The organism is Mesorhizobium sp. WSM4823, assembly GCF_055811195.1.
In genome coordinates, this window is sequence record NZ_JBVVQL010000010.1 from 179,682 (window position 1) to 205,575 (window position 25,894).

General features: G+C 61.2%; 23 protein-coding genes. 22 read left to right on the plus strand and 1 reads right to left on the minus strand.

Annotated features, from left to right (window positions below):
* Positions 1-80: 80 nt before the first annotated feature.
* Positions 81-950 carry a sugar phosphate isomerase/epimerase family protein gene (locus AC0L26_RS23220; protein WP_473634675.1) on the plus strand — a complete coding sequence of 290 codons (870 nt, stop codon included), beginning with the start codon at positions 81-83 and terminating at the stop codon, positions 948-950.
* Between the two features lie 43 nt (positions 951-993).
* On the opposite strand, the gene AC0L26_RS23225 is transcribed toward AC0L26_RS23220, so the two are convergent.
* Positions 994-1,875, minus strand: a complete 882-nt coding sequence (locus tag AC0L26_RS23225; RefSeq protein ID WP_473634676.1) for an NmrA family NAD(P)-binding protein — start codon at positions 1,873-1,875, stop codon at positions 994-996.
* 153 nt (positions 1,876-2,028) lie between these two features.
* Between AC0L26_RS23225 and AC0L26_RS23230 the strand changes: the two genes are divergently transcribed.
* From AC0L26_RS23230 to AC0L26_RS23330, 21 genes are all read left to right on the plus strand, one after another.
* Positions 2,029-3,120 carry a sugar ABC transporter substrate-binding protein gene (locus AC0L26_RS23230; protein ID WP_473634677.1) on the plus strand — a complete coding sequence of 364 codons (1,092 nt, stop codon included), beginning with the start codon at positions 2,029-2,031 and terminating at the stop codon, positions 3,118-3,120.
* Between the two features lie 8 nt (positions 3,121-3,128).
* Positions 3,129-4,175: an ABC transporter permease gene (locus AC0L26_RS23235; RefSeq protein ID WP_473634678.1), complete on the plus strand. Its 1,047-nt coding sequence runs from the start codon at positions 3,129-3,131 to the stop codon at positions 4,173-4,175.
* A complete protein-coding gene (locus AC0L26_RS23240) occupies positions 4,172-5,689 on the plus strand; it encodes a sugar ABC transporter ATP-binding protein (protein WP_473634679.1) in 1,518 nt (505 codons plus the stop codon). Before AC0L26_RS23235 ends, AC0L26_RS23240 begins: the two co-directional genes overlap by 4 nt.
* 58 nt (positions 5,690-5,747) lie before the next feature.
* Positions 5,748-6,722: an ABC transporter permease gene (locus AC0L26_RS23245; RefSeq protein WP_473634680.1), complete on the plus strand. Its 975-nt coding sequence runs from the start codon at positions 5,748-5,750 to the stop codon at positions 6,720-6,722.
* A gap of 40 nt (positions 6,723-6,762) precedes the next feature.
* Complete coding sequence (locus AC0L26_RS23250; RefSeq protein ID WP_352935272.1) at positions 6,763-7,665, plus strand: VOC family protein; 903 nt, start codon at positions 6,763-6,765, stop codon at positions 7,663-7,665.
* Between the two features lie 16 nt (positions 7,666-7,681).
* The gene (locus tag AC0L26_RS23255) at positions 7,682-8,080 is read left to right on the plus strand and encodes a nuclear transport factor 2 family protein (RefSeq protein WP_473634681.1); all 399 of its coding nucleotides are present in this window, start codon (positions 7,682-7,684) and stop codon (positions 8,078-8,080) included.
* A gap of 92 nt (positions 8,081-8,172) precedes the next feature.
* Positions 8,173-9,129, plus strand: a complete 957-nt coding sequence (locus AC0L26_RS23260; RefSeq protein WP_354491276.1) for a VOC family protein — start codon at positions 8,173-8,175, stop codon at positions 9,127-9,129.
* A gap of 55 nt (positions 9,130-9,184) precedes the next feature.
* On the plus strand, positions 9,185-10,492 hold the full coding sequence (hisD, locus tag AC0L26_RS23265; protein ID WP_473634682.1) for a histidinol dehydrogenase: 1,308 nt from the start codon (positions 9,185-9,187) through the stop codon (positions 10,490-10,492).
* Entirely contained in the window at positions 10,489-11,268 is a 780-nt protein-coding gene (locus tag AC0L26_RS23270; protein ID WP_473634683.1) for an SDR family NAD(P)-dependent oxidoreductase, read from the plus strand. The genes hisD and AC0L26_RS23270 overlap by 4 nt, the downstream gene beginning before the upstream one ends.
* 96 nt (positions 11,269-11,364) lie before the next feature.
* Entirely contained in the window at positions 11,365-12,027 is a 663-nt protein-coding gene (locus AC0L26_RS23275) for a GntR family transcriptional regulator (protein ID WP_352935260.1), read from the plus strand.
* A gap of 715 nt (positions 12,028-12,742) precedes the next feature.
* On the plus strand, positions 12,743-13,825 hold the full coding sequence (locus tag AC0L26_RS23280) for an ABC transporter ATP-binding protein (protein WP_473634684.1): 1,083 nt from the start codon (positions 12,743-12,745) through the stop codon (positions 13,823-13,825).
* Between the two features lie 30 nt (positions 13,826-13,855).
* Positions 13,856-14,905, plus strand: a complete 1,050-nt coding sequence (locus tag AC0L26_RS23285; protein WP_473634685.1) for an ABC transporter substrate-binding protein — start codon at positions 13,856-13,858, stop codon at positions 14,903-14,905.
* A gap of 22 nt (positions 14,906-14,927) precedes the next feature.
* On the plus strand, positions 14,928-16,232 hold the full coding sequence (locus AC0L26_RS23290; protein WP_473634686.1) for an ABC transporter permease: 1,305 nt from the start codon (positions 14,928-14,930) through the stop codon (positions 16,230-16,232).
* Positions 16,233-16,234: 2 nt separating this feature from the next.
* The gene (locus AC0L26_RS23295) at positions 16,235-17,035 is read left to right on the plus strand and encodes an ABC transporter permease (protein ID WP_473634687.1); all 801 of its coding nucleotides are present in this window, start codon (positions 16,235-16,237) and stop codon (positions 17,033-17,035) included.
* Between the two features lie 4 nt (positions 17,036-17,039).
* Positions 17,040-18,398, plus strand: coding sequence for an NAD(P)/FAD-dependent oxidoreductase (locus AC0L26_RS23300; RefSeq protein ID WP_473634701.1), 1,359 nt, complete (start codon positions 17,040-17,042; stop codon positions 18,396-18,398).
* A 12-nt stretch (positions 18,399-18,410) separates the two neighbouring features.
* Positions 18,411-19,217: an IclR family transcriptional regulator gene (locus AC0L26_RS23305; RefSeq protein WP_473634688.1), complete on the plus strand. Its 807-nt coding sequence runs from the start codon at positions 18,411-18,413 to the stop codon at positions 19,215-19,217.
* A gap of 223 nt (positions 19,218-19,440) precedes the next feature.
* Entirely contained in the window at positions 19,441-20,931 is a 1,491-nt protein-coding gene (locus AC0L26_RS23310; RefSeq protein ID WP_473634690.1) for an aldehyde dehydrogenase, read from the plus strand.
* Between the two features lie 74 nt (positions 20,932-21,005).
* Positions 21,006-23,051, plus strand: coding sequence for an oxidoreductase (locus AC0L26_RS23315; RefSeq protein ID WP_473634691.1), 2,046 nt, complete (start codon positions 21,006-21,008; stop codon positions 23,049-23,051).
* A 21-nt stretch (positions 23,052-23,072) separates the two neighbouring features.
* Entirely contained in the window at positions 23,073-24,386 is a 1,314-nt protein-coding gene (locus AC0L26_RS23320; protein ID WP_473634692.1) for an aspartate aminotransferase family protein, read from the plus strand.
* Positions 24,387-24,418: 32 nt separating this feature from the next.
* Positions 24,419-24,805, plus strand: coding sequence for a RidA family protein (locus AC0L26_RS23325; protein WP_473634693.1), 387 nt, complete (start codon positions 24,419-24,421; stop codon positions 24,803-24,805).
* A gap of 10 nt (positions 24,806-24,815) precedes the next feature.
* Complete coding sequence (locus AC0L26_RS23330; RefSeq protein ID WP_473634694.1) at positions 24,816-25,691, plus strand: beta-keto acid cleavage family enzyme; 876 nt, start codon at positions 24,816-24,818, stop codon at positions 25,689-25,691.
* Positions 25,692-25,894: the final 203 nt, after the last annotated feature.

Genomic DNA, 25,894 nt, shown 5'->3' on the forward strand with positions numbered 1-25,894 from the left:
CGGCATCGACCGACGCGGCGTGTCGCCTTTGCCGGTCGGTGCGGGTACGGCGCTGCGACAAGACAAGGGAGGGATTTCTGATGTTGCCATCTATCGATTTCGTTTTTTGGCCTGCCTCGGCGCGCATTCACGGGTTTCGGGGGCATGTGGAGGCCGCGAAGGCCGGCGGCTTTACAGCTCTTGCCATCGCGCCCGAAACCTATCTCGATGCGCTGGAGTCGGGGCTCACCCCGTCGGACATGAAAGCGATGGCCGCCGATGCAGGAGCTCCGCTGCGCTATCTGGATTCGCTGACCGACTGGGCGCCCATCCGTGTCCCGGCGGAATGTTCGCCGGAGCTGCGCGCACGCTTCGACGTCAGCACCGACCACTCATTTCGGATGTGCGAGAAGCTCGGTTTGACGTCGATCCTGGCCGTTGCGGGTTATGACAAAGGAACGGTCGAGCTTTCCCGGCTGGTCGATGGATTCGGGCACCTGTGTGAGCGCGCCCATGCGCAGGGATACTGGATCGATCTCGAATTCATGCCGTTCTGGGGAATGCCCAACCTCTCCGATGCCTGGGCGATCGTCAGCGGCGTAAATCCGTCCAATGCAGGCATCCTTGTCGATGTATGGCACTTCTCCAAGGGTGCCTATGAGCTCGATCTGCTCAAGCGCCTGCCAGGGAAGCATCTGGCCGGCATGCAGATCGATGACGGCGTGCGGCGGCAGGTGGGAAAGTCGCTCTTCGACGATACGATCAACTACCGGAATTTTCCGGGAGAAGGCGAGTTCGACGTCGTGGAGATCATCAAGATCGTTGCCGGCAAGGGTAACCTTCGCCACGTCGGGCCGGAGGTCTTCTCGCTCGAGGCGGATGCGCTGTCGGCGAGGGATGCCGGAATACGGTCGGGAGACACATCGCGCAAGATGCTGGCGGAGGCGGGTGTCAGTCTGGCGACAGCCTGACACTGAGGCTGGAAGGCAACGCCGCGGGCATTTTCGTCCCTCTCTAGGTTGCCTTCCGTTCGGCGACGAAACGCCGGGCAAAGTCCTCGAAGCTGGCAGGTTCCCGGCCGAGGATCATCGATGCCACCGCCGGATTACCGCCCGGCAGGCCGAAGCGGTCATAGTGCCGGCACATCGCCTCGTAGATCCGAAGGTAGTCGTCGGGAAACCGGCCAGCATTTCGACGTCGCCATTCCGCCGGCGCGTAGCGCGCCGCGCGTATCGGCTTGCCCAGGAGCCTACTCAAGATCTTCGCCATGCCAGCGTGGGATAGCGGCTCTCGGCCGACCAGCTCGTACGCCCCTCCGACGTAGCGCGCGCTGGTGAGGACGGTTGCCGCCGCGTCGGCCAGATCGGCAAGGTCTATCATCGCCATCGAAAGATCTGTCCGATAGGGGCGTTCATAGATGCCTTCGGCTTCAATCCTTGCCCATTCGAGGGCGATGTTTTGCATGTACATCGCAGGCTGGAGGATGGTGTAGGGAAGGCCGGATTCGATCAGCATCTCTTCCAGGTCAAGCTTCTGCCGATGATGGATCATGGTCCGGCATTGCGCGTGGAAGACCGAGTGCAGGACGAAATGCCTTAGACCGGCGTTGCGGGCGACCGCTATGATGTTGGCCCCGAACGCCACCTCGCAGTCGTTGAAACGTGGTCCGATATGATAGAGCCTGGCAACACCTGAGACAGCGTCCTCCAGCGAGGATCGATCCCCGAGATCGGCCAGCGAGACCTCGTGTGCGCCTATGGCGTGAAGCCCGTCCTCGCCCGCTCGCGAGCGAGTCATCGCGCGAACCCGCGCTCCGCGTTCGGCAAGCGCCGCGATGACGGCTTTGCCTGTCCGGCCTGTCGCGCCCGTGACGAGCACAGTTTCTCCCGTTTCCATAACCGATCCTCCACAGCCTGCAGCGAGAAAGTCATCACTTTTATCACTAGATAATTTATTAGTCTTTACAAAATAGATTTTTTGATGGAGTGTCGCTTTGCATGGGCCGTGGAACACGGGCCTCGGACGGAACACGATCATCGGGAGGATGAAGTGACACTGCTGAAAAGGATTTCAGCCGCGGTAGCGGCTGCTGTGGCAATTGCCGTGGTAATGATCGGTCCCTTGGCCGGCGACAGTGCGGTCGCCCAGGAGAAGCCGAAGACCATCTATCTGGCGGTCGGAACGACCAGCAGCGAGTATTGGCAGGAAGTTATCTGGGGCGCCCAGCAGGTGGCGAACTCGGTCGGTGCCAAACTCGAGGTTTACGAGAGCGGGTTCGACGGCCAGAAACACATGCAGCAGCTGGGGGCAATACTTGCCGCCGGCTGCGAAGGCTGCGCCTTCGCCTGGTTTCCGGACTCCACAGCCTTCACCAAGGCCTTCGTCGAGCGGGCGGAAGCCGGGGGCGCCTTCATGACGACGATGTGGAACCGTCCTGAGGAGATCCATCCCTGGGACACGGCACCCGATGCCTGGATCGCCAACATCTCTTTCGACGGTGTCGATTCCGGCTACCAGAACGGCATGGCGCTGTGTAAGGCGATCGGCGGCAAGGGTGGCATCGCGGTTCTCAAGGGAACGCCGGACAATCCGCCGTCGAAGCAGCGAGAGATCGGCCTCTTGAAGGCGGTGTCGGAATGCCCGGGCATGACGATCCTCGACACGCAGATCGGCAATTGGGGACAGACCGAAGGTCAAAACATCACCCGCACGTGGATTGCGCGTTACGGGGAGCAGTTGAAGGGAGTCTTCGCGCAAAATGACGGCATGGCGCTCGGCGCGGTCGCGGCGTTGCGCGAGAAGGGCCTGGCAGGCAAGGTTCCCGTCACCGGCTCGGACGGATCGAGCGACGTGCTGAAGCTGATCAAGTCCGGCGAGATGCTGTCCAGCATGCGGATCAGCTCGCAGCTGCACGGGGCGGTCGCGGCAGCACTTGCTTACGCAGTCGCCTCGGGAGACTTCAAGATCGCTGACCTGGAGCAGGCGCAGCGCGATTTCTACCTGGAGCAAACGCTTGCGACCAAGGACAATGTCGATGCGATGCTCTCGGCCCAGCCGAATCCAGCCGACTTCTCCTACGACGCGCTCAAGAAGAATTTCTGGGCTCGGTCAAAGGGTCAGATCCCGGTCGGTGTGAACTGAGCCGCGACATGACCCAGGCGCAATTACACGCCCAGGACGCCAGCGCAATGGCTTCCCCGCGCCGCCGGGAAGCCGGAGCGCGGCAGCGATCTGGCCAGGCGGGAATCGGTGTCTTGAAGTCCGCCGGCCCCATCTTGTCGCTCCTGGCAATGGTGGCGGTGTTCACCAGCCTGACCCCGAATTTCCTTTCGGGAGCCAATCTGCAGGCGATCCTGGAGTCGGCGGCGGTCCCTGCCGTCGTTGCGATCGGGATGACTTTTGTGCTGGTGCAGGGCTCGATTGATTTGTCGAGCGAAGGGGTGGCCTCGCTTGCCAACATCCTGCTTTCGATTCTCATCGCGAACAGCGTCACGGCCTACGATCTTGGTGCGGGTGCGATCCTGGTTGCGCTGGCCGCGGGGCTGGCCGTCGGCGTCCTCAACGGAGTTCTGTATGCCTACCTGCGGATGCCGTCGCTTATCGTCACGCTCGCCATGTGGCTGATCACGCTTGGCCTGGCTGCGTTGCTCTTCCCCTCAAGGCAGCCGCAAATCCTCGACAGCGGCTTTGTCGGGCTGGCCCTGCACAAACATTTCGGCCTCAGCGCGCTCGTGTACCTGGCTGTGGCGTTCGCCTTCATCGCCTTCATTGTCGAGCGGCGCACAAAGCTTGGCCGTATCGGCTTTGCCATCGGCGCCGATGAGGCCCTCGTCCGTTTGGCGGGCGTCAATGTGAACCTCTACAAGGTCAGCGCCTTCGCCATCTGCGGGAGCCTGACGGGCCTGGCCGGAATTTTCACCGCGGCGCAAATCGGCGTCGGCAATCCGCTCGCCGGAGAGGGACTGCTTTTTCCCGGAATCGCCGCTTGTGTGATCGGTGGCACGCTGCTGTCCGGCGGCCGTGGCGGCGTCCTGCACTCGCTCATCGGCGTCCTGGTTCTCGTCATCTTACGCAACGGCCTTGTGCAGACGGGAACGAATCCCCTGCTGCAAAAAGCCATCGAGGGCGTGGTGATCGTTGTCGCGGTTACCGCATCCACCTGGCACCTGCGACGCAAGACCAGAGTGGTAAAATGAGCGCACTCCTGTCCCTGCAAAACGTGTCCAAGCGCTTTCCCGGCGTGGTTGCCCTCGATGAGATCGATATGGAGCTGCGCGAGCACGAAGTTCTCGGCCTGATCGGCCAGAACGGATCGGGCAAGTCGACATTGATGAAGATTGTCGGCGGCCTCCATCAACCAAGCGCCGGGGAAATGCGTCTGCGAGGCTCGCTGGTGCGCTTCGGCTCTCCGCTCGAGGCGGCGCGAGCGGGCATAGGCTTGGTCCATCAGGAGCAGTCGCTGATCGGTAATCTCACCGTTGCCGAGAACCTTTTCATCGACAAGCCGACGGACTTCAGCCGCTTCGGATTCTATCGGCGCGGCCAGATGAACGATGCGGCCCGTGTCCAACTGGACAAGGTCGAACTGGACGTTGCTCCGGACACGCCCGTCGATCAGCTAACCTTCGCGCAGCGCCAGATGGTCGAACTCGCCAAAGTGCTGTCGCTTGAGGAATTGGTGGAGGGCCATCTCGTTGTCCTGTTCGACGAGCCGACATCGGTGCTGACGCCGACCGAGATCCAGGCGCTGTTCCGGCAGGTGCGGCGGCTCAGGGCCCGTTCGTCGGTTGTGTTCATCTCGCATCGCATGGACGAAGTGCTCGCAATCTCCGATCGGGTCTATGTGCTCTCCGACGGACGCAATGTCGCCGAAAGAACGAAGGGCGAGACTGATCCTGACGAACTGTATGAGCTGATGGTTGGACGCCAGCGCGCGGGTTCGGTCCTGCCGCGGAGCAATCCCCCCGACAAGAGCGTGCCAAAGCGACTGGAAGTCCGCGACCTGACGGTGGCGGGCAAGGTTGCGGACGTGACGTTCAACGTCGCGCCCGGGGAGATCGTCGGCTTGATCGGCGTCCAGGGATCCGGGGCGGAAGCGGTCTGCCGGGCGATTTTCGGCGTGGAAGAGCGTTATGGCGGCGCGATCGATTATGAGGGCCGGCCGGTGCGCATGAGCTGCCCGAGCGGCGCGGTGGGCCTCGGCATCGGCTACGTCCCCGCCGAGCGGAAGACGGAAGCCATGATGAAGGGGATGAGTGTTTGCGAGAACATGACCGTTACCTTCGGGTCCGATTACGGCTATGGCGGGCTCGTGCTGTCGAAGCGGCGCGAGCGGCGACAGGCGGCGAATTGGGTCGAGCGGCTCAAAATCAAAACGCCGTCACTCGACCACCGCATCGACCAGCTCTCCGGCGGAAATCAGCAGAAAGCGGTGCTCAGCAAATGGCTTCTCGGTCGTTCGCTGCGGCTGCTGGTGCTCGATCATCCGACACGCGGTCTCGATCCCGGCGCGCGTGCCGATCTTTTCAACGCGATCCGGCAACTGGCCGAGGATGGCCTGTCGATCGTTTTCGTGGGCGATACGCTCGATGAGATGGTGACGCTCTCCGATACGATCCTGGTGCTGCGAGACGGCAGGGTCAGCCAGCGTTTCGACGACGTCCAGACCAAACGGCCGTCAGAGGAAGACATCGTGAGGGCGATGGTATGAGCACGCGCCGCGATCATCGCTATCGAGACTTGACCTCGCTGCCCCATCGGAGCCTGTCATGACCCGCGCACTTGCCCAAATGTTCCCATCGATCCGGTCCGCGGGCGACCTGCTGCGAGCGTGCGGGCCGGCCCTGGTCCTTGTACTGGTGTTTGCAACCGTGGTCTGGATCGCGCCAGGCATTCTCAAATGGCGCGCGGTCAATGCGCTGCTCTTCGACGCGGCTCCGCTGCTGATCCTGGTTATTGGCTGCACGCTTCCAGTGCTGCTTGGCTGCATCGATCTGTCTGCCGCCGCCATGGCGTCGTTTTCAGCGGTGGTCGTGGCGCTGCTTGTCCCTGAATTCGGCTCGGCCGCCGTGCCGATCGTGCTCCTCGGAGCCGGAGGGATTGGGGCTGTCCAGGGATGGCTGATCGGACGGCTCCAGATTCCTTCGTTCGTCATGACCCTTGGAACGCTTGGCCTGTTTTCGGGCCTGGCGCTCTATCTCAGCAATGCCTCGACCGTGGGCCTGGGTCCCGGAATTGCGCCGCTCGACTTCCTCGGCGGCAGAACGCAAGGCGTGCCCAACGCCTTCATCACGGTGGTCGCGGTGTGGATTTTCCTCGCCCTTCTGCTGCGTCTCACCCGCGTTGGTCGAGATATTTATGCCTTCGGCGCGAGCGAGTTGGCTGCCTATATGTCAGGTGTCCGGCGTGACCTGATCCGGGGCTGCGCTTTCGCGATTTCCTCGATGTGCGCTGCTCTTGGAGGGATAATGCTTCTGTCGCAGACCCTCTACAGCGCACCGACGATGGCAAGCAACCTGCTGCTGCCTGCGCTGGTCGGCGTGGTGGCGGGCGGTACCGCGATTTCGGGCGGAGTAGGTGGGCTTTCCGCAAGCCTGATAGGTGGGCTCACGGCAGTGATGGTCCGCGTCGGCGCGACGATCGCGGGCCTGCCGGGTGCTGCGCAGGACGTTGCCTTCGGCATCATCATCCTGGTCGCGGTCGCCGTGACGACGGACAGGACCAAGATTGGCATCGTCAAGTGACCCAGTTGACGGCCGAAAAATCGCATCTCGGGAGGGTCCGATGAGACCGATGGTTCAGCGGTTGGGATATGTCGCTCTCAACGTTGCGGATATCGACATTGCGATAGAAGACGCGTGCACAGTCGCCGGGGTCCGCGTCGTCGAACGGGAGAACGGTCGCGCGTTGCTAACCTCTAACCAGCGCCATGCCGAACTGATCCTGTACGCCAGCAACAGCGACAGCGTCCGATCCATCGGGCTGCAGGCTCATAATGTCGACGCCGTCGCGGCGGTGCGACGTCGCGCCGAACAAGCTGGCCTCACGGTCCTCTCCGAACGTCCTTCCCTGCCGTGCATCGACCGCTCGGTGACTTTCGCTACCAGCGAAGGCCACATCTTTGAAGTCCATACCCCAATACCGCTGACGCAGCCGGTCCGCCATACAGGCCCGGGCATTCGTCCGCGGTGCCTCGACCACGTAAACCTGTCGAGCAGGGACTCGGAAGCGATCAGCAACGAGCTCCAGACCGTGCTGGGGCTTCGACAGTCCGAGAGGACAACTGGCCATGAAATCGTCTGGATGCGCGCGGCCGACAACCGCCACCACACGGTAGCGACCGTAAAAGGACCAAGCGGATTGCACCACTTCAGCTGGGAATTCGCCAGCTTCGACGATTTCAAGCGGCTGGGGGATACGCTTGATGCGCAGGGGCGCTTCCTCGTCTGGGGGCCCGGGCGCCACGGTGCCGGGGACAATCTGTTCGCCTATTACATCGATCGGTCCGGGTTCCTGGTGGAATGTATCGCCGAAATGGAGGTCATCGAAGACGAGAACCATCAGGCAAGAATTGCCGATCCGGGCGAAAACCTATCGAACCCTAAGGTCGTGAACCGCTGGGGTGCGCTGCCGCCCCGCCTCTGGACGGACCATTTCGTGCCGTTCGCGCCGCTGATCACTGCCTGAAACTGCGAGGACAACCATGGATTTCCCCGAAGCAGGCCTTGCCGACGAGGTCCGCCGCCTCATCGAGATCCTCGAGCAGAAACGCTATTCGGCGATGCTGGCGTCCGATGTCGCGGTGCTCGAGGATCTTCTCGACGACGACTTGGTCTATACGCACTCGTTCGGAGAACGAGACGACAAGGCGGCTTATCTGAAGAAGGTCGCCAGCCGGTTCTTCGTCTACCACGAAATCCATCACAGCAGCGAACGCGTCATCGTGTGCGAGAGCTGCGCCGTCGTCGCCGGAACCATGAGCGCGAAGGCGACCGTTGGGACCGCGGTCCGGGAGATCAACAATTCTTGTATGGCGGTGTGGGGCAAGCGCGGAAAACAGTGGCGTCTCCTCGCATATCAGCCAACACCACTGCCAAAGTAATTAGATCGCATTATTGACTTGAAAATATATTTTTCATAATGATCTCTGGTGTCCAGCGGATGTGAGGCGTTGGCACTCTGTGGAGGACGACGATGACGGCTATTCGCAAGCGGCAGCTCGAAGCAAGAGGCGAGGGCATCCTCGGCATCCATTCCGTCAACCATTTCGTTTTGGCAGTGCCCGACCTTAAGGAGGCCGAGCGCTTCCATCAGGCTTTCGGCCTCGACGTTGTCAACCACCGCTCCGGCTATGCCGTGCGCACGGAGGGGGTCGATCATGACTGGGGTTTCTTTGTCGAGGGCTCGCGAAAGCAGTTGCAGCATCTGTCCTTCGGCGTCTTCGACGCCGATTTCCAGCGTTTCAAACTGCATCTGGAGTCTAAAGGGATGGAGCTATTGTCTCCGCCCAAGGGCTTTGAATCCAACGGATTGTGGTTCCGCGACCATGACGGCAATTTAATCGAGTTGGTCGTGACCGCGAAGACGTCGCCGGATTTCAAGATGCAGGGAGGGCATGTATCTACTCCTGCGGGCATCGTCGGCGCGCCGCTGCGCAGCAAGGCGACGAAGGTTCGCCCGACGCGGCTCGCGCACATCCTGATCTTTACCCGCGATGTTCAGAAAGCGATCGACTTCTACACCGGCGTTTTAGGCATGGGGTTGTCCGACCGCTCGGGAGACAACATCGCATTCCTGCACGGCCGCCATGGCAGCGACCACCATATGCTCGCCTTCGTCAAGTCGTCGGCTCCCGGCTTGCACCACACCAGTTGGGACGTGCCGCTGATCGACCAGGTCGGCCTGGGCGCAATGCAGATGGCCGACAAGGGTTTTTCACGCGGCTGGGGACTGGGGCGGCATGTGCTGGGCTCGAACTTCTTCCACTACATCCGCGATCCCTGGGGCAGCTATGCGGAATACTCGTGCGACATAGACTACATCCCGGCCGAAGTGGATTGGGAATCCCAGGACCACGACCCGGAAGATTCATTTTACATCTGGGGCCCGACTCCGCCCGACGACTTCGCTCGCAACTATGAGGCGGAGTAGGGCGGAACGCTTTTCGAAGGCATTCGGCGGAAGAACACAGAGTGAGGGAAATTGCATGATCAGGATACTGAAGTCGGGTCGATCCGCGGAAGCCAAGGCGACCGATGCCAGCGCTGTCCGCGGCACCGTCGAACGTGTTCTCACCGATGTTGAAGCCCGTGGCGATGCGGCGTTGCGGGAACTGTCCGAAACCTTTGATCGGTGGTCGCCACCATCTTTTCGTCTGTCGAAGGATGAAATCGACGCGTGCTTCGCCGCGCTGTCGCGCCGGCAACTGGACGACATCCAATTCGCGCAGACACAGATCCGTCGCTTCGCCGAAGTCCAGAAGGCCGCGCTTCAGGATGTCGAGGTTGAGACATTGCCCGGCGTGGTGCTCGGCCATCGCAATATTCCCATGAATTCGGTGGGCTGCTACGTGCCGGGCGGCAAATATCCGCTTGTGGCATCCGCTCATATGGGAATCGTCACCGCCAAAGTGGCCGGCGTAAAGCGCGTAATCGCCATGACGCCTCCGTTCCAGGGCAAACCGGCCCCAGCGGTAATAGCAGCCATGGCGCTGGCGGGGGCCGACGAGATATATGTCTTGGGCGGTATTCAGGCGGTGGCCGCGATGGCGATCGGCACGGCGACGATAGCGCCGGTCGACTTTCTGGTCGGCCCGGGAAACGCCTATGTCGCCGAAGCCAAGCGGCAACTGTTCGGCCGTGTCGGCATCGATCTGCTTGCAGGCCCGACCGAAACGCTGGTGATCGCGGACGAGACGGCCGATGCCGAGCTCTGCGCCACGGACTTGCTCGGACAAGCCGAGCATGGGCCGAACTCGCCGGCGATCCTGCTGACGACGTCCGAGCAACTTGCGACGCAGACAATGGCCGAGGTCGAGCGGCTTCTCGGTATTCTGCCGACCGCACCTATCGCGAAACAGGCCTGGGGCGACTACGGCCAGGTGATCGTTTGCGACACCGATGAGGAAATGGTGAGCGAGGCGGACCGCATCGCCTCCGAGCATGTGCAGGTCATGACGCGAGACCCGGATTACTTCCTCCGCCGCATGACCAACTATGGAGCGCTTTTTCTCGGGCCAAGGACGAATGTCGCCTATGGCGACAAGGTGATCGGCACCAATCATACGCTTCCGACTTTGGGAACGGCGCGTTTCACGGGCGGGCTCTGGGTCGGCAAGTTCCTGAAAACCTGCACCTACCAGAAGGTTCTCACCGACGAAGCTTCAGTGATGATCGGCGAATACTGCTCCCGGCTCTGTGTCCTCGAGGGTTTCCTCGGTCATGCCGAGCAGGCCAATGTGAGATTGCGGCGTTACGGTGCGCGCAACGTTCCCTATGCCGAGGCGGCGGAATGAACCCGTCGCCCGTTACTCTGCCGAAGGCGCCGTCGTTCCGCCTGGACGGGCGCCGCGCGCTGGTGACGGGCGCGGGGCGAGGGATCGGATTGGCCTTGGCTACGGCGCTTTCGGACGCGGGAGCCGAAACAGTCCTGGCCGCGCGAACCAGAAGCGAGGTCGAGGATGCCGCGATGGCGCTAAGGGATCGTGGCGGCAAAGCAGAAGCGCTCGTTCTGAACGTTACCGACATCTCCGGAACCCGCGAACTGATCGGGAAGCAGCCGGCTTTCGACATCGCAGTGATCAACGCGGGAACCAATCGGCCTAAACTGATGGCCGAGGTGACCGAGGAGGACTATGACGTCGTCCTCGATCTCAATGTCAGGGCTGCCTATTTCTCCGCGCAGGCGGTTGTGCGTAAAATGGTGGCGGAGCGGATCCGGGGCTCGATCATCTTCACGACTTCGCAGATGGGTCACGTGGCAATGGCAGCGCGGACGCTTTATTGCGCGTCCAAGCATGCGGTAGAGGGGCTGGTGAAGGCTATGGCTGTCGAACTCGCGCCGCAAGGTATCCGGGTCAATAGTATTGCCCCCACCTTCATCGAGACGCCGATGACCGCTCCTTACTTCGAGAGCGTAGCTTTTCGAAATGAGGTATTGTCCAAAATCAAGCTTGGCCGTCTCGGGCGAGTCGAGGATCTCATGGGTGCCGTTATCTTTCTGGGTTCGGACGCCGCTGCATTGATGACGGGCACCTCCATAAAAATCGATGGCGGCTGGACGGCGGAATGATTCCTGCAGCTTTGACATACGACTCAAGCCAGCCGGAAAGCGGCAGCATGCCTAATGCATCTGCATCACTTCCTCGGCTAAGCAAGCGGCATTAAAATGGATCCCGTAGCCCGCACTATCGCAAATGATGTCTACGAGCAGCTTCGACACGATATCATTTCGTGCCGCATGCTTCCGGGCTCAAAGATCAACATCCAGGCTCTCGTTCAGAAATACGACGTGAGTCTGGGCGCCGTCCGCGAAGCGCTGTCGAAACTTTCGGCTGAGGGTCTTGTCGATGCAAGGGCGCAGCGGGGGTACACGGTCTCGGATGTGTCCCCGGAAGATCTCGCTGAATTGACCGATGCCCGCGTCCGCATCGAGCAAGAGTGCCTAAAGCTGGCGATCGAGAAAGGCGGGCTTGAATGGGAAACCGACATCGTCGCCGCACTTCACCGCCTCAGCCACACACCGTATACGATTCCCGGTGACGCCGCTGTCCTGGATCAGCGCTGGGTCAAGGCGCATCGGGAGTTTCACCGCGCTTTGGTCTCGGGCTGTGGCAATCGCTGGCTGCTTCGGATCCGCTCGCAACTGTATGACCAGAGCGAGCGCTACCGGCAATTGTCGGTGCCGTTGGCACGAATGGAACGCGATGTGGCGCGCGAGCATAGGGATATCGCAGATGCCGTGATTGCCCGCGACGTGAAACGCGCCTGCGCAGCGATCGCTTCGCATATGTGGACGACGACGCAAATCGTCACGGCGGCTCTGACCTGAGGGCCCGCGGGGCTTTCAAGCCGGCGACAAAGCAAGGGCGACTTTGCATCTGAACCGCGCTCGGACAGGCCAGCTCTTCGGCGACTTTGGAAGCGGTATCATCGGCGATGAAGTTTTGGGCGAGGCTGCGCCAACCGGCATTCGCAGCACAGCGGCCATGCGGGCGACTGCTTCACCCAATCCTTTCGGTATTTAGAGGGCCGGTGGCGGACCGAAAGAAATGTCCGCCACCGGAAGCTGTTGCGTAGACGTTTATCCATCGTGCTTGTGCAGAGGCGCGTCCCGCACCTAGGCGACGGCTGATCTCTGCTTACGATCGACAAGCGCGCGAGCAGCCTGCAGCGGTTCGTGGGCGACGAAATCCGCAATGGCAAATCGTCCTTGAGGAAGTCTTCCCGGACAGGGAAACGCCAGCCGAGAGTGGAAACAATAATCTCCCGTAGCGGCACTTGGGAGAACCGGCTTGTCGCCGCCGGTCAGCCACCTTGTGCATGGCTGGGTGCTCCATAAGCCGGTTATATAGAGCCCTTCGAAGGCCCGCGCCTGCGCTCCACCGTCCCCAGGCCGATCCCAAGCATCGAAGAATGCTGCCGTCTGGCGCACCGAATTTCCTCCCAGGGGATTGACGCAAGCGAACCCGGGTGCTTCTATTCTCGATATTCAATAATGATTCTCAATAATCGAGAACAATGAAATGGGAGCAGCACTTTCAGCCATGGTTCAGCCAGCGACGCATGTCGGTATGACCGGCATATCCAAGACCTACGATGGCCATAGCTTCGTCGTGCGCGATCTCAGCCTGGACATCGGGAAAGGCGAATTCCTGACGCTTCTTGGTCCCTCCGGCTCGGGCAAGACGACGACGCTGATGATGCTTGCCGGCTTCGAATATCCGTCGGGGGGTGAAATTACGCTCGACGGGCGGCCGATCCAGGACAAACCACCCGAAAAGCGGAACATCGGAATGGTGTTCCAGAACTATGCGCTTTTCCCGCACATGACGGTCGCCGAGAACGTCGGTTATTCCTTACGGGTGCGGGGCGTGTCCAAGGAGCGGATTGCCGCTCGCGTCGGCGAAGCGCTGGCGACGGTCCAGCTTTCGAACCTTGCGCAGCGCAGGCCCACGGCCCTTTCAGGCGGCCAGCAGCAACGAGTGGCACTCGCTCGAGCGCTGGTCTTCGAGCCCAGCCTGGTGCTGATGGATGAGCCGCTCGGCGCCCTGGACAAGAAGCTGCGCGAGGACCTGCAGCTCGAAATCCGCCGGATCGCCGATCAACTTGACCTGACAGTCGTCTATGTGACGCACGATCAGCACGAAGCGCTGACGATGTCCGACAGGATCGCCATTTTCAACAACGGGCGAATCCAGCAAATCGGTTCAGCGCAAGATATTTACGGCCATCCCGCGAACCGCTTCGTGGCGGAGTTCGTCGGCGACAATAACTGTCTCGATGCGAAAATCGTCTCGATCGAAGGCGGCCTGGCGCGCGCAAGGCTCGCCGGCGGTCAGGAAATCTGGGCGCGCAGCAGCGCTCACACGAAGCTCGATCAACGCGCAACGATCGCCATCCGGCCAGAGAGCGTCCGCATCGCCGGGCAGAGCAGCGCCGAAACGCTTACCGGGCGGGTCAGCGAAGTCATTTACTGCGGCGACCAGTTCCGGATCCACGTCGAACTGCCGGGCGGGGAACGGTTGATTGCCAAAAGTCCGTCATCGGTGGGAGCCCAGATGGAGATGGGCAACCCTGTCCTTCTCAACTGGGAACCGCGCGATGCATGGGCGCTAGACGGCAGATAACACAACTGAAAATCCAGAGAGGACATCAAAATGTTACGAGCGCATTCGTTCAAGCAGTCGTGCTTTGTCGGGCTTGTCCTGGCAGCAGTGAGTTTTCCAGCCCTGGCGGACGGCCTGACCGTCGTGTCCTGGGGTGGGGCTCTGCAGGAGGCGCAGACAAAGGCATTCCTCGATCCATATGCGAAATCAAAGAACATTACCGTCACCCAGGACACCTGGAGCGGTGAACTGGCCAAGCTGCGTGCCATGGTCGACAGCGGCAATGTCGCCTGGGATGTTGTCGACGTCGATCCGCAGACGGGGGCGACCGCCTGCGACCAGGGCTTGCTTGAGAAGATCGGTGCCGATGCGGCCTTCAAGTCAGCGGGTCTCGTGGACGGCGCCCTTACCGATTGCGCAGTGGGAACGAGCGTCTACGCCACGATCCTGGCGTTTCAGAAACAAGCATTCCCGAAGGCGCCCACCAAGTTGACCGATATTTTCGACACGGCGTCCTTCCCCGGCAAACGCGGCTTCCGCAAAAGTCCGGTGGACACGCTCGAACTCGCCTTGCTCGCCGATGGCGTACCGGCGTCGGAGATCTATGCGGCGCTTGCCACTCCCGCCGGCGTCGACCGGGCCTTCAAGAAACTCGACACGATCAAGAAGGACATCGTCTGGTGGGAGGCCGGCGCCCAGCCGCCGCAGCTTCTCAAATCCGGCGAGGTAAAGATGGCGCTGGCCTGGAACGGCCGTATTGCGGACGCCAACGCCAAGGAAAATGCCGACCTTGGGATCGCCTGGACCAATCAGATTCGTGGCTTTGACATGTGGGTCATTCCGGCCGGTTCGAGGAACCTTGCGGCCGCCAAGGAGTTCGTGGCCTTCAGCCTCAAGCCGGATGTCAACGCCGCCCTGAGCAGTTACATCGCCTACGGCCCAACGGTTAAGGCAGCCAGCGATCTCGTTGCCAAGGACGTGCTGGCGAACCTGCCGTCAGCCCCTGAAAACAGCGAGGGCGCCTTGGCCCAGGACGGTACATTCTGGGGCAAAAATGGCGATGCCCTGAACGCCCGCTTCTCCAGCTGGATTTCCCAGTAAGCCGAGTGGTGGGAGTTTTCGGATGACGCTGCCGTACGGCGATGTGGGCTTGGTAATGACGCAAACTGATACGCCTGCGCCAAGCATCGCGTCATCGACGCCGCATGTCGTCATTCGCTCGCCGATCAAGAGCGACAACCGCCGGAGAGCAGTTCGGGCTGCTCTTCCGGCGGCACCGCTCCTGATTTTCCTGCTTCTGTTCCTAGTGATCCCGATCGGTTCGATCGTTCATACGGCGGTATCGGACGGAGAAATCGCCAGAGCGCTGCCGCTGACAACGCAGGCGCTTCAGGCCTGGGACGGAGATCAGCTTCCGACCGACGCCGTCTACATGACGCTTGGACAGGAACTCGAGGCTGCAGGACATGCCGGGTCAGTACGCCCGCTAGGTCGTCGCGTGGCCTACGAATTGTCTCGCGGGATGAACATCATCCTCAACGCGCAGCGGGTGCTTTCCAGCGATTTCGACCGCGCCGACCCGCAGGCCTGGAAGGTCCAATTGATCGAAGCCGACCCGGCCTGGGGACAAAGCGGTGTCTGGAGCATCCTCAAGCACTACGATAGTCGCTACAGCGCCTTCTATCTGCGCTGGGCGACGGGCTTTCCTGTAAAGATAGAGGCCGATGGGCGGTCGTCCCAGGAGACGAGCTACGATTTCCGGTCGATCTACCTCCGCACGATCCTGATCAGCCTTGTCGTGACAGGCCTCACAGTCGTGATCGGATACCCGGTCGCGTATGTCATAGCCAATGCAAGCGGGCGGACAGCAGCAGTCCTCCTGTTCTTCATTCTCCTGCCGTTCTGGACCTCGCTGCTGGTGCGAACCATGTCGTGGATAGTCTTCCTTCAGACCAATGGCGTCCTCAATAACGCGCTGGCCGGAGCGGGATTGATATCGGAGCCACTGCCCCTGCTTTACACGCGCATGGCGACCATCATCGCGATGATCCAGATCCAGTTGCCGTTCACGGTCCTGCCCATGATCAGCGTGATGCGGGCCATCCCAGCGAACCAGGTCAAGGCCGCCCGCAGCCTCGGCGCCGGCCCACTCCTGGCTCATCGGACGATTTTTCTGCCACAGGCGGTCCCAGGCATCGCCGCCGGCGGACTTCTCACCTTCGTGCTGTGCCTCGGCTTCTATTTGACACCGGCGCTGGTGGGTGGTCCGTCCGATCAGATGGTGAGCTTCTTCATTGCAAGGTTTACCAATGAGGATCTGAATTGGGGGCTGGGTTCGGCACTCAGCGCCGTGCTCATCCTTGGTGCCGGTCTCGTTGCTCTCCCGCTTGGGCGACATATCGCACGTCATTCGTCGGATCGGTTATGAGCATGGGTCGCCGCGTCTACTCCGAGTTTCCGACTTGCATTCGGATACCGCTCTATGCGTTTGTGGGGATCATCCTGGCGCTGCTGGTGCTGCCGCTGGCGGTCGCTCTTCCAATCTCGCTCAATGCCGATCCCTGGTTCACCTATCCATTCCGTGCACTGTCCCTTCGCTGGTTCGAGCAGCTCTTTTCCTCGCCTCTGTGGACCGGGGCAATGCTCAACAGTCTGGTGATCGCGGTTGCGACGACCATCCTGGCCACGACCTTGGGCACGCTCGCGGCCATCGGGCTTGTCAATCCGCAGTTTCCTTTCCGAACCGCCGTGATGGCGCTGGCCATCTCGCCAATGATCGTTCCCGTCGTGGTGCTCGGCCTCGGGCTGTTTATTTTCTTTTCGCCGCTCGGCCTCAACTATTCCTATGCCGGCGTCGTAATTGCTCACTCCATCCTGGCCTCGCCCTTCGTCGTCATTACGGTTACGGCGACGCTGACGCGCTTCGATTTCAATCTGATGCGGGCCGCGGCGGGTCTAGGAGCCGGCCGTATAACGGCGTTTCGAACGGTGATGCTTCCGATAATAGCGCCAGGTGTAGCGGCGGGAGCCGTCTTCGCCTTCGCCTCGTCATTCGACGAAGTGGTGATGGTGCTGTTTATCGCCGGGCCTCAGCAGCGTACGCTTCCGAAGCAAATGTTCACGGGACTACGTGAACAACTCGATCCCACGATCCTGGCCGCCGCCGCGGTGATGATCATACTGACGAGTTGCATGATGGCTGTGGCCTACAACGCCAATAAGAAAAGGTAGATTGATGCTGCACGTCATGTCGCAAGACAACGGGAAGATTGATGCTGCACAAGCCAAATTGTTCGCCGACGATTATCTCGAGGAGCCTTACTGGTGGTCGGCGGCGCCGCCTCCCGCAGCCCACGAGAACACGGAACCGGCCGGCCTCGGCGGCAGGGCCGACGTCGTCATCGTAGGCGGCGGCATTACGGGTCTGGTCGCAGCGCTGCATCTGGCCCGCGCGGGCTGCGACGTTGCCGTTGTCGACGCGCAAAGGATCGGCGAGGGCGCTGCGCGCCGCAACGCCGGTTTCGTCGGCCGTACTCTCAAGCGGTCCGTCGAATGGCTGGCGGAAAGATCGGGGCGCGAATACGCGGTGAAGGTCTATCGCGAGCTCGACGCGGCTCTGCGCGGTGTCCGGGCCTTCGTCGAGCGTGAGCGTATCGATTGCCATTATCAGACCTGCGGCCGCTTCATTGGCGCCAATTCGAAGGCCCATTTTCAAGCTTTGATCGCAGAGCTCGAACAGACCCGACAAGCCGTCGGGTTCGATTATTCTGTCGTCGAGAAGGATGAAGTTCGCACCGAAATCGCCTCCGACAGCTACCATGGCGGCGCGGTGATTCCGGATCTCGGTTCGATTCATCCCGGACTTTATCACGCTGGCCTTGTCCACAAGGCGCTTGAGGCCGGCGTCAGGCTGTACCCTCTTACCAATGTGATGGGCATCGACCACAGCGCGAGGGAGAAGATCGTCCGGACTTCGAGGGGAAACATCGCTGCCCCTCATGTCATCGTCGCCACCAATGGCTACACCAGCCGAGACCTGAAATGGCTCGCAAGGCGGGTCATTCCTTTCCGTGGTTTTGTCATTGCGACCGAGCTGTTGCCGCCGGAAACAATCGACAAGGTGATACCGCGCCGCCGAACCTATCTCGACACCAGGATGAACATCGATTTCATCCGCCCGGCCCCTGATTCAAGCCGCATTCTCTTCGGCGGCATGACTGGCACGGCGAGCCCGACGGCGACGCCGCTCGCTGGTGCGCTCCGCGAGCGCCTCGTGAAAATTCTGCCAGACCTCAAAGGGGTCCGCCTCAGCCGGGCCTGGACCGGGCAATGCGCCGGAACTTTCGATTTCATGCCTCATATCGGCGTGAAGGATGGCGTGCTCTTCGCCCTCGGCTACAACTTTGCCGGCATCCCTCTTGGAACGCATTTCGGGGAGAAGCTTGCTGCCCGGATCCTTCAACGGGGAGACATGTCATCGGCCTTCGATGTCGAAAAATTCCCCACGGCGCCCTTCTTCAACGGCTCGCCGTGGTTCGTGCCCTTGGCCATGCGCTATTTCGACTGGCATGATGATCGAATCGCAAGGGGCTAGAGCATCGAAATCATGGCAAAGACTCCGACCAGCAAAGCGGCCGCTGAAAAGCCTTTGGAGCGCTATGTGCGTATTCTTGAGATCGTCGCCGGTTTTCCGGGCGGCATATCGGGGACCGCGGTCGGCGAGATGCTCGATCTGCCGAAGGCCTCCGCCTACAGGCTGATGAAGAGCTTGGCCGACGTCGAGTTGATCGAGCAGAGCGGCCCAAAGGCGGCCAATTTCAAACTCGGGCGACGGCTGGAAAGACTGCTCTTTTCGGGGGCGAGCGACGATTGGTTCAAGGTGGTTGCGCGCCCGACATTGCAAGAACTTTCCGAAAAGACCGGCCAGGCCTGCTTCATCGCGCGGCTGGCCGGCGACAGCGTGCGCAGCCTCGACATGGTCGCGCCCGGCAATCTGGTCAGGGCTTACATCATCCCTGGGCATGAAATTCCGGCCCATGCCGGCGCCTCCGCCAAGGCGATCCTCGCCTTTCAGGATGCGGACTTCATCGCTTCGGTGTTCGACAAGCCGCTCAAGCGGTTCACGGCGGCGACCAAGGTCGACTTCGACGTTCTCGTGCACGAGCTGCAACTCGTGCGCAAAACCGGGGTGGCTTATTGCATCGGAGAAGATGTGGATGGATTTGCCGCGATCGCCGCCCCGATCAGGATCGACGGACAGCGTACACAGCATAGCCTATGCGTGACAGGAACCATCCAAGGCATCATCGACACCAACCAAGACCTCAATGTCGCGCTGGTCAAACGTATGGCGGAAAAGCTTTCCAAGCTCATTGAGAAACAATTTCAGCAGACATTGAAAAGTACTAATTGAATTTAGGAATTTTTTATAGCTCACCCCTGCTTTAGTCAAAGTGGGGCTATTCTTGTTATTTATCTCAGAAAGCTACTGATAGTGCAGTCTGTATTCTTAATGCGCCCTTTTGATTGCGATCGAAATGGCTAAAAGAGCGATTTTATATTGACAGTCGAGAGGTGACTTGGATACATTCTCGTAAATCGAATTATTGTATCATTTATCGAGAAAAGGTTATTCCATGAGCGTGATCGACTGGCGCCAAGCCGCCTCAAATCTCAACCTCCGCAAGCAGGCGTTCATCGGTGGAAAATTCGTCGACGCGGTGTCGGGCGGAGTGTTCGACGCAATCAATCCCGCCAATGGGACAACGCTCGCCCAAATAGCGTCGTGCGACGCGGCGGATGTCGACCTCGCCGTACACTCCGCCCGCAAAGCTTTCGACGCTGGCTCCTGGTCGCGGCGCTCGCCGACCGAGCGCAAGAAAGTGCTGCAACGGTTCGCCGATCTGATGCATCAGCACGGTGATGAACTGGCCTTGCTCGAGACCTTGAACATGGGCAAGCCGATCTCCGACGCACGGTCCGTCGACGTCCCGGCATCGGCCAATACGATCGCCTGGTATGCTGAGGCGATCGACAAAATCTATGACGAGATTGCTCCGACCGGCAGCGGCGCACTGGGCATGATCACCCGCGAGCCTGTCGGCGTCGTGGCTGCGGTGGTTCCATGGAACTTTCCTTTGCTGATGGCATGCTGGAAACTCGGGCCAGCGCTCGCCGCAGGCAACTCAGTCATTCTCAAGCCTGCTGAGCAATCGCCGCTGTCCGCGATCAGGCTTGCGGAGCTCGCGGCGGAGGCCGGCATTCCGGATGGCGTGTTCAACGTTGTCACCGGCCTTGGAGAAACTGCCGGCAAGGCGCTTGGGCTGCATATGGATGTCGACGCGGTGACGTTCACCGGCTCGACCGAGGTCGGCAAGCTCTTCATGAATTATTCCGCCCAATCGAACATGAAGCGCGTCGCACTCGAATGCGGAGGCAAAACCCCGCATATCGTCATGGCCGATTGCGGCAATTTGGACGAGGCCGCGACAGCGGCCGCCTACGGCATTTTCTTCAATCAAGGTGAAGTCTGCAACGCCGGCTCGCGACTTCTCGTCGACGCCAAGATCAAGGATAAGTTCCTCGACAAGGTGATCGCTGTCGGGAAAACGCTTACGGTTGGCGATCCCCTCGATGCGGCCACGAAGCTTGGCGCCATGGTCAGCCAGGTTCAAATGGACCGTGTGCTCGACTACATCGATATCGGTTCCAAGGAAGGGGCCGAGCTCAAGTCCGGCGGCAAGCGCGTCCTTAGCGAGACCGGCGGCTACTACATCGAGCCGACCGTCTTCGACAATGTCAGCAACAAGATGCGCATTGCACAGGAGGAGATATTTGGTCCCGTCCTGGCAACGATCTCCTTTAGCGGGGCGGAGGAGGCGGTCACGCTCGCCAACGACACCATCTACGGCCTGGCTGCCGCGGTGTGGACCGACAATATCGACGTCGCGCTGTCCACCGCGCGCCGGTTGCGAGCAGGTTCCGTCTGGGTCAACAATTTCGACGAGAGCAACATTACGATGCCCTTCGGCGGTTACAAGCAGTCAGGCTTCGGACGGGACAAATCGCTGCACGCGATCGACAAATACACCGAACTCAAGGCGACCTGGATCAAGATCCGCGCCTAGCGATCGTCGAGGGCTTTATCCTCTTGCCAACCATGCCTCTCGCTCTTCGACGCGAGGTACAGAAAGAACCATGCATGCGGGATCCACGCTTCGACATCCTGTTCCAGCCGGTACAGATCGGGCCCGTCGTCGCCCGCAATCGGTTCTACCAGACACCTCACTGCAACGGCATGGGCAATTTGCGACCGCAAGCCCATGCCGCCATGCGCGGGATCAAGGCCGAAGGCGGATGGGCGGTGGTCAACACGGAGCATTGTTCGGTTCACCCCTCCGGCGACCTCATGCCGGAGATTCTTCAGATGCTGTGGGATGATGGCGACATCCCGCCGCTCGCCCTGATGGTCGAAGCGGTCCACGAGCACGGCTCGCTTGCCGGCGTGCAGCTCGCCTATCCCGCCTACTACAACGCCAATCGCATGACCCGCGACGTGCCGCTCGGTCCGATGGACCGTCCCGTCAGCGGACACCATCCGGTCCAGGTTCGCGCCATGGACAAGTCCGACATCAAGGCACTGCTCGGATGGTGGAAGGCGGCCGCGCGGCGGGCGCGGAAGGCCGGCTTCGACATCCTCAACGTCGACGGCAATTTTTCCACCATCGCTTTCCAGTTCATTTCGCCCCGCAATCAGCGTACCGATGAATATGGCGGCTCGTTGCAGAATCGGCTGCGGCTTCTGAAGGAGTTGATAGAAGTGACGCGGGAGGGCGGCGGCGACGCCTGCGCCGTAAGCGTACGCCTCATCATCGATGAGCTGTTTGGCCCGGAGGGGCTTCGGGTCGCGGAGGAGGGGATCGAGGCGATCAGTCTACTCGCCGAACTGCCGGATCTGTGGGATCTCGTGGTCGGGACCTGGGCAGACGATTCGCCAACCTCGCGCTTTGCATCGGAAAACGATCACGAGCCGTTCATGATAGGGATCAAAGGCGTCACCACCAAACCGGTCGTCGGTGTCGGGCGCTTCACCTCGCCCGATACAATGGCAAGTCTGATCCGCCGCGGCGTGCTCGACATGATCGGCGCCGCGCGCCCCTCGATCGCGGATCCCTTCCTGCCGAAAAAGATCGAGGAAGGTCGCTACGAAGATATCCGCGAGTGCATCGGTTGCAACATCTGCGTTTCGAGCCATTTTGCCATGACGAACCTGCGCTGCACGCAAAACCCGACCATGGGCGAGGAATGGCGGCGCGGCTGGCACCCCGAACGCATTTCCACCAGATCAAGCGATGCGACCGTGCTCGTGGTCGGCGGTGGGCCGGCGGGGCTCGAATGCGCCCGGGCTCTCGGCCAGCGCGGCTATCAGGTAACCTTGGCTGAACGGCAGAGCCGTCTCGGCGGTCGCGTGACCCTGGAGGGCGAACTGCCGGGTCTGCGGGAATGGCTGAGGGTTCGAGACTGGCGCGTCACCCAGCTCGACAAACTCAGCAATGTCGGGGTGTATCTCGAAAGCGATCTCGGACTGGCTGAAATTCTCGAATTCGATGCCGACGAGGTGGTGCTGGCGACAGGATCGCAATGGCGCGCCGATGGCGTTGGACGCGCGGCGTTCAAGCCGCTCGCCCTGTCGGCCGACGTGCCTGTATTCACACCAGACGACATCATGGGCGGCAATATCCCGTCAGGTCGCATCATCGTCTACGACGACGATCATTACTACATGGGCGCCGTGCTGGCGGAAAAATTGGCGCTTGCCGGCAACGAAGTCACCTTGGCCACACCGGCGGCCGACGTCTCCTCCTTCACCATCAACACACTCGAAAACATCCGGACCGCCAGGCGGCTCCATGAGCGCGGCGTCGGGATGGTTACGCACACGGCGCTCATCGGCACGCATGAAGGCCAGGCACTCTTCGTCGACGCGCGAACCGGAGCCACGGGGCACAGGCAGACCGACGCCCTTGTTCTCGTCACGGCGCGGTTGCCGCGCAACGAACTCTTTGGGGCGCTGACCAGCCGTCTCGAGGAGGGACAGGCGGGGCGCTTGCGCCGGGTTTCACGCATCGGAGATTGCGAAGCACCGGCCGCCATCTATGCCGCGGTCTATTCGGGCCACCGCTTTGCGCAGGAGTTCGAGAGCAACGGCCCGACCTTGCGTCGCGAACGGATCAACCTTGCCGCCTAGAACCAGATGACGAGCGATCTCATGTCAGCACCTGCGACACCAAATTCCGAAAAGCTCTATGCCCGTGCCCGCGAGGTCATGCCTGGCGGGAACACGCGCACGACCGTCTTTCGCAAACCGCATCAGATCTACGCCCGGCGTGGCGACGGTTGCCGGATCACCGACGTCGATGGCCATGTCCGGATCGACGCGTTGGGGAATTTCACCTCTCTGATCCATGGCTATGGCAATCGCCAGATCATCGAGGCGGCTGCGCGGCAGCTCGAAGCCGGAACCTGTTTCGGCATGCCGACCGAGAGCGAGATCCGGCTGTCGGAAATCCTGTGCGATCGTCTGCCGTCCGTCGAGCAGCTTCGTTATACGAATTCCGGCACCGAAGCGGTGATGAACGCGATTAAGGCTGCGCGCGCCTATACCGGCAGACCGAAGATTGCCAAATGCGAGGGCGCCTACCACGGCACCTACGACCCGGCCGAGACAAGCCAGGAGGCCAGCCCTGCCACCTGGGGCGACATCGACAGGCCGGGATCGGTGCCGACCGCCAAAGGGACACCTCAGGGCGTGCTCGACGATGTCGTCGTCATTCCCTTCAACAACACCCTGGTCGCCGAGACGATCCTGCGCGGCAGCGGCAACAGCCTTGCCGCCGTGCTCGTCGACGTCATGCCCAATCGCGCCGGCCTCGTGCCGGCAAAGCCCGAATATCTGTCGATGCTGCGGCGCGTCACGCGCGAGCTTGGGGCCTTGCTGATCCTCGACGAGGTCATCACATTTCGCCTTGGCTACCATGGCGCCCAGGGTCGTTTCGACGTCGACCCCGACCTTACCACCCTCGGCAAGATCATCGGGGGCGGCTTTGCGATCGGCGCTATCGGTGGCCGTGCGGAAGTGATGTCGGTGTTCGACCCGAGCAAGGGCCCGCCGGCGGTGCCGCATGGCGGAACGTTCAGTGCCAATCCCATGTCGATGTCGGCCGGGATAGCCGCTCTGGAGGAATTGACCCCTGCCGCATTCGAGAAGCTCGAGGCGCTCGGCGATCGCTTCGACCAAGGTGTTCGCGCCTGTTTCACCCGGCACGGGATCAAGGGGCAGGTTACCGGGCTGGGCTCGCTGCGCCGCGTCCACCTGACGGACGCACCCTTGAGCGATTACCGTTCCACATTCGCCGCGGCGGACGGCGCCGCGCGGGTTTCGGTCCTCGCCAAGGTGCTGTTCGACGAAGGCGTCATCATCGCCGGCAACGGGCTGATGGCCTTTTCCACCGCCATGGAAGATGCGGATGTCGACGAGATAGTGCGGGCGCTCGACCGAGCATTGCTGTCCCTCGCGCAGTGACGGCGGCAGGCAAACCACCCAAGGAGCGGCACATGAAAAGGCACAAGGTCGATGTGAACAACAAGTGGGGGGCCGCCATCGGCTATTCCAGGGCGGTCCGCGCTGGAAACATTATTGTTGTATCGGGCACTTCCGCCTCTGGACCCGACGGTGCACTTCACCCCGGCGACGCGGAAAGGCAAACCATCGTGATTCTGGAGCGCATCGGCGCTGCCCTGCGCGAACTCGACGCCTCGATCGGCGATGTCGTCGAGACACGTATTTTTCTTCGCGACATAAATGATTGGGAAGCTGTCGGCAGGGCTCATGGCGCGATCTTCGGCGACATTCGACCGGCAACGACGATGGTCCAGGCGGGAGCCCTCATCGACGAGAATCTTCTCGTTGAGATCGCCGCCACAGCCATCCTCACAAACTGAGAGAAGCCTCATGTCGAAGGACACCATCATTACTTGCGCGGTGACCGGCAGCCTGACGAGGCCGGAAGACAACCCCAATCTGCCGGTTACGCCGCAGCAAATCGCGGTCTCGGCGCTCGAGGCCGCCGATGCAGGCGCGGCAATCCTGCATCTTCACGTTCGTCATCCTGACGGCCGGCCGTCGATGGAACTCGATCACTATCGCGAACTCGTTCGTCTGATCCGCGCCAAGAACACCGAGGTGATCCTCAACATCACCACCGGCCCTGGCGGCCGGTTCCAGCCCGGTGAAGAGGATCCCAAAATTGCCGGTCCGCGGACGAATTTCGTGACGCCTGAACGCCGGGTCGAGCATATCCGCGATTTACGGCCCGACATCTGCACAGTGGATCTCAATACGATGACGTTTGGCGGCGAGGTCGTCATCAACACGCCACCCAACGTCAAGAAAATGGCGGAGATCATCTACGACTGCGGGGTCCGGCCCGAGTTCGAGCTTTTCGACAGCGGAGACATCAATCTTCTCAACGACTTTCTCGCCAGCGGGGTGTTCCGCGGTCCGCCGCTCGCAAGCCTCGTGCTCGGCGTAAAATATGGCTTCGCGACGACGCCGGAGACCATGATGTTCGCTCGCAACATGCTGCCCAGGGACGCTGTCTGGACGGGCTTTGGCATTGGCCGCGCCGCTTACCCTATGTTGATGCAGGCCTACCTGCTCGGGGGCCATGTGCGGATCGGCATGGAGGATACGATCCGGATGTCGAAAACCGAACTCGTGAAGAGTAATGCCGAACTGGTCGCGAAGGCGAAATGGCTGCTGGAAGGCCTCGGCGCGACTATCGCCACCCCGGCTTCGGCCCGATCTCAGCTCGGTTTGAAGGCCTAGAGAAACCCAAGAACAATGGGCAGCTGTTCCGGAATCCGCTTCCATCAAACGCCGAGCCGCTCCAGCTTCTGTGACGCTGGGAGTCGGTGGACAAGGAACCGTACGGGCCGTGCGATCTGCCGGCCTTAGAGTCTTTCACGTTTTAACGGAAGCGTAGCCTGCGTTCGCAAAGTAATTGTCGCATTCGTCGGGGTCGATAGTGG